Source organism: Bartonella sp. MM97QHHN, from assembly GCF_042194285.1.
GTDB lineage: Bacteria > Pseudomonadota > Alphaproteobacteria > Rhizobiales > Rhizobiaceae > Bartonella.
Genome location: NZ_JBHIMS010000117.1, coordinates 1 through 4,887 on the forward strand (window position 1 = coordinate 1; position 4,887 = coordinate 4,887).

Annotated in this window: 4 protein-coding genes and 1 pseudogene; 3 read left to right on the plus strand and 2 right to left on the minus strand. The window is 35.9% G+C overall.

What is annotated here, in order from left to right; all coding sequences use genetic code 11:
- Positions 1–288 precede the first annotated feature (288 nt).
- A pseudogene (locus tag ACFIJW_RS10255) lies at positions 289–652 on the minus strand (XRE family transcriptional regulator).
- A complete protein-coding gene (locus tag ACFIJW_RS10260; protein WP_375634349.1) occupies positions 612–1,211 on the minus strand; it encodes a hypothetical protein in 600 nt (199 codons plus the stop codon). Before ACFIJW_RS10260 ends, ACFIJW_RS10255 begins: the two are co-directional and overlap by 41 nt.
- Here ACFIJW_RS10260 and ACFIJW_RS10265 point away from each other — a divergent pair.
- The 3 genes from ACFIJW_RS10265 to ACFIJW_RS10275 form a co-directional block, all read left to right on the plus strand.
- Positions 1,191–1,844: a hypothetical protein gene (locus ACFIJW_RS10265; RefSeq protein ID WP_375634351.1), complete on the plus strand. Its 654-nt coding sequence runs from the start codon at positions 1,191–1,193 to the stop codon at positions 1,842–1,844. The genes ACFIJW_RS10260 and ACFIJW_RS10265 overlap by 21 nt on opposite strands.
- A complete protein-coding gene (locus ACFIJW_RS10270) occupies positions 1,837–3,621 on the plus strand; it encodes an MFS transporter (protein ID WP_375634353.1) in 1,785 nt (594 codons plus the stop codon). The genes ACFIJW_RS10265 and ACFIJW_RS10270 overlap by 8 nt, the downstream gene beginning before the upstream one ends.
- Positions 3,622–4,575: 954 nt before the next feature.
- Positions 4,576–4,887 (plus strand): Arm DNA-binding domain-containing protein (locus ACFIJW_RS10275; RefSeq protein ID WP_375634355.1); only part of this gene is annotated, 312 nt, incomplete at its 3' end.

Sequence of the window (4,887 nt, forward strand, 5' to 3'; positions counted from 1 at the left end):
AAGCATTGCTCGTCCACCTTTTTGGGTCCACCTTTTAGACCACCTTTAATTTCTGATTTGAGATTTTTTCTTTAATACTTACTTTTTTTATTGAATCATAAAAAGCTATAGACATCAATACGCCCTTACACATCTTTATATACTTTGAATCTTGTTGCTAAAGCCTGATTCGCTCTCTGGGGGCACCATGCTCTTTTTTATCCAAAATAATTTATTGATTTTCCATATATTTTGTACAGTGAGGGACGCGTAAATAAAAGTGAGGGAATAGGATTTTTCAACCTATCTCTATAGGACGCCTCTTTTTTTGCAAACTTTCTCAAGAAGGTCTTTTAATTCTGCTAAGTTTTGTTGTGAAAAATTCTCTAAATTTCTAACAAACTCACCAACAGCTTCACGCCTCAACGGATCAGAAGTCTTGATTGTAAAAGTTTTGCGACAAGCATAGGCTGCTTTTCTTAAGAGTAAAGCCTTCTCTTGATAAACCATAAAGCTCTATGATCTTTTCCTCCAGTCCTACAGGAACAGATTTTTTGCCAATCTCGACAGAAGATAAAAATCCTACAGATATGTCTAATTTCTTAGCCATATCTAAGAGGCGTTCGGAGTGATCAATGCGCAAAATTCCGCGCAAATTCACCATTACTAGCATCACCGGACCAATCGCCTCCTCCCAACATAACATTTACGTCTACACGTAAACTGCTTCCTTGTTCCCCTGTATGCCATTTCGTCACGGGATAACAACCAGACAAAAATTGCCACACATAACCGCAACCATCCTCACAACCGATATACGAAATCATACGACGATTTTCTGTATCAACGTGTCCTCCAGACGTTTTGGGAGAAGGCGCTTTATTGCCTATAATACTGGTTCCCGAATTGATTCCATACATGCAAGACGCGAACTCATCACTCGTCAAAAATCTCTTATTAACAGACGAAAAATCCACGTGATGGTCAGAATAGCTACGATTGGTTGTAATCGGAACACCATAGGCAGACTTCGTATTTTCATCTGTCCCTGATTGAAGATAAATATCAACCCAAATATTCTTCCACGGATCGTAAACCATTCCCTCTGGATCACTCCTCGGATAGTGATTTAAACACCAAACAGAATCAGGGAGAATATCCCCCGCTTGATAACCCGATAACGGATGATCTTCAAAGAAATTGTTATTTCTATGGATTCGACTAGTGTCCAAGGATATTATGATATACGGGGGGCGAATAAATTTGATCGCGTGTGGAAAAACATTGAAACAGTTAAGAATCTTCAACCTCTGCAAAGTATAGGAATAAGAGCGACAGTTACCAAAGAGATTCTAGAAAATATTATTAATTTTATCGATTTTTGTATAAGCAAAGATGTCGATTATATCGGATTCAGCCCGCTCGATACGTCGTCATTTAGTTTTTCTAGAAAAAATAATACAAAGGATCGATCTAAGGCTTTAAGAAACAAAACTCTTCCGCCAAACGCTTCACTTTTTCATTTGAGAGATGAATTATCAAGGAAAGAATCCCCCCTCCAAATTTATATAGATAAAAAGTTCCAAGAAAGGAAAATCTCATGGACGTCACAAAATTTTGTAAATTGTATTAATTATTACTTAGGCGAGAATTCTACGTACGTTTCGTCGCCGTTAATGTGTTTATTTCCATTTTCATCCTTGGTATTGGACTATAATGGAGATCTAAAAAATTGCTTTTATTCAGAAGCTTTTGGGAATCTACAAAATTATGGGGCAATAGATTGGTCTGCTCAAAGCGTTTTAAAATCTTTGAAAGAATCTGGCGCATGTAGCGGATGTCATGGGAAGGTGTTTTGTGGATAAGGTTAAGCAATTTAAGATTTATAGTGTTAGCAAGTCTACTGCTCTAGTGGTTGCTGTTTTACCACTTTTTTTGTCGGAAAAATTGCATTTGTCGCAAGCGGATATTGTTTTAATCGGTAGTTATTTTTTATTGCTTCCTTTGATCTTAGAAGTCCCCTTGGGTTTATTATCAGATGTTTATGGAAGTAAGCGCGTTATTTATACTGGGCTGTTTTTCTTTCTTTGCGGTTTTTTAGCTCTTTTTATGAATTATGCATATTTTGCTTACGCCACTTATTTGTTGTGTATTACATTAGCAGCCGCTTGTTTCTCAGGTGCGGAAGATAGTTTACTCTTTTCTGTAGTACCAAAGCATCGCACACTGTTTTCCGTTAAGTCCGAAGTGGCTGCTGTTACCTATAGTGTGACAACGGTACTTATTTTTTTAGGAGGAATACTTTATTATGTGCATCCTGCATTGCCTGTGATTTTTCAAGTCCTTTCATTAATTTTTGCTATTTTTATGTTTTCAAAACTGACGAAGGGATTAGATAGTTTTCATATCAACGCTCATCCGAGTATTTTCACAGTTATGTGCGCCAGCCGTAAAGAAGTCAAAAATCCTTATCGCTTCACTCTTATTTTTTTAAGTGCAGTTTCAGCTTTTGCTATTTTGGTTAATAATCGAACTGTTTCTATCGCATTTTCTGATTTTTTGCCATTTCAACCTGCTATTTTGGTTTCGATTATTTTTATCATTGGGAATTTTTTTTCAGCAAGTTCCAATATATTGTTTCAGAAGTATTTTTCAAAGTTTCAAAATCCTATTTTTCCCGTCTTAATGATTGGTTGTATGGTAACCATTGCTTTTTTTCTCATGTCATTTCAAATCATTGCGGCTCTTATATTAGGATTTTTACTGCTATGTGTTTTTAAATCTGCTTATCGATCTTATCTGTCGTCTCTTCTTATAAATTCACTGCTTGATCCCAAAGCTATCGCGACTGTTTTATCATTTACAGCCATTATTACAGCTGTTGTATCCTTTGCATTCAGTTTTTTATACGGTCATATTTTTTCAACATTCTGGCAAGCTAATTTGTGGTTGGCAGTGGTTATGGCTGTGATTTTTGGGGTGTCTGCTTTAATTATTTTTGTCAGAAAACAAGAAATCATTTGGTTACAGCCTGAAAATGCACAATCGTCAAAACAACATTTCTTGAAACGCAAGCATCAAGAATTTTGCTATGGGCAAATTTATCCGGAAGCATCGTGCATTAATGAAAACATCAAGGATGGCTCTTTTCGACAAAGTCTCTATCCTGCACCAAATTTGATAACACTTTGCGATGAAGTAGTCGAATGGGAGTTTATCCGGGGTACTGTATTGAGTCAAATGGATTTGCTACATCAAAAGGCGATTATTGATCAAATCAATAAGATCTTTCAAGATCGATTAAGCAAAAATATAATCTTATCACATGGAGATTTACATCCTGATAATATCATTGTTACTCCTGATAGTTCTTTTATGGTAGTGGATTGGGATTTATGTCAAGAAGCCAGTCCGGAATTGGATATCTTAACATTTTTCACCAGTCCAAGATTATCTCTCAATTTAGAAGAACGGATAGACTATATTTCTCATTTGCTGTCTATATCAAAGGATGAAGCTTTACCAATGATAAAAGCGTTTGTGGCTAAAAAAATTTCTGATCTTTGTCTATACCAAAATATTTTCATGAAACAATTAGTATTGGATTATATGAACTTGAATAAGGAATTTCATGGGCGATAATATTGTAATTTGTAATGAAAATTGCAGTGCGAGCTGCAATCATTGTCCGTATTCGATGGAATGTATGGTGAGAGATGACGCGTTGCCTGAATTTTTATATACAATAAATGACATAAAATCTGATTTTATTATTCTTTCTGGTGGAGAGCCTTTTGAGTTCGATTATGATTTACTTCATAAATATACTTGTATGTGTCTCATTTGTAAAAAATATTTTCGGATTGCAACAGGGGGCACATCTATATTCAACCATATTTGAAGCTATTAAAGAGTAATCCGTTCTTTTTAGGGATACAAATAGGCACAGATGTTATTTCAGAGATAAGAAATCTAGACAGTAAAAAATATAAACAAACGTGGGTGCGTAACATAGAATGTATGAAAAAAGATAGCGTACCATATAGTGTGACGATTACTTTATCGGAGAGATTCGATTTGGCAGAAGTGTTAGCTCTAATACGTATCGCTACTCCCGAGTTCATTTTATTTAATTTTGAAAATAGAAAAAAGTATGAGAATACATTTCAGTTAAATATGATACGGGATTTTTTTTCTGGCTGTGAGATAAAATATGGATATACGCATCAGAGTTTACACCAATAAATATAAACTATCGGATTCTTTTCACAGTTCTTCTGGTGTATTAGTTGAAAAAACAGAACTGATAATTTTATTTACTACTCAGGATAAAGTTATTTCGCCCTTTGCTATGGAGTTGCCATTGTCACCTAGTCACGGAGAAATGCCGGACGATTTTATAAAATCTATAAATGAACGATACAAGATATTGATTTATAATGATAATCTAGCTCTGTTCATATTGAATTAGACGCCCGAATAACGTAGGATTCTCTCATTTCAAATCTGTTTATCTTGAATCAATCAAAACCACTTGCTTGCACACCACAAGCGGGGCTGACGTGTGGGTAAAAACTATAGCAGAAAGGAGTAAAAATGGTTCTTATGAATCGTCTTAATGCAAGATCTGTCGCAACATTGGGAACTGGCAAATATAATGATGGTGCCGGCTTGCTTCTTCATAAGCGTAAAGATGGAGGTGCTCAATGGCTGTATCGTTATACCATTCATGGGCGGCGTCGCGAAATGGGCTTGGGTGCTTTAAGAGATGTCTCTTTAAAACAAGCCCGTGAATTGGCAACTGGGTGGCGGGCTGTTTTACGTGAGGGGCGTGACCCTATTAAAGAACGTGAAAAACAAAAGCGTGAGGCAATAAGCAATCTCCATTACTTAAAAGATATTGCACTA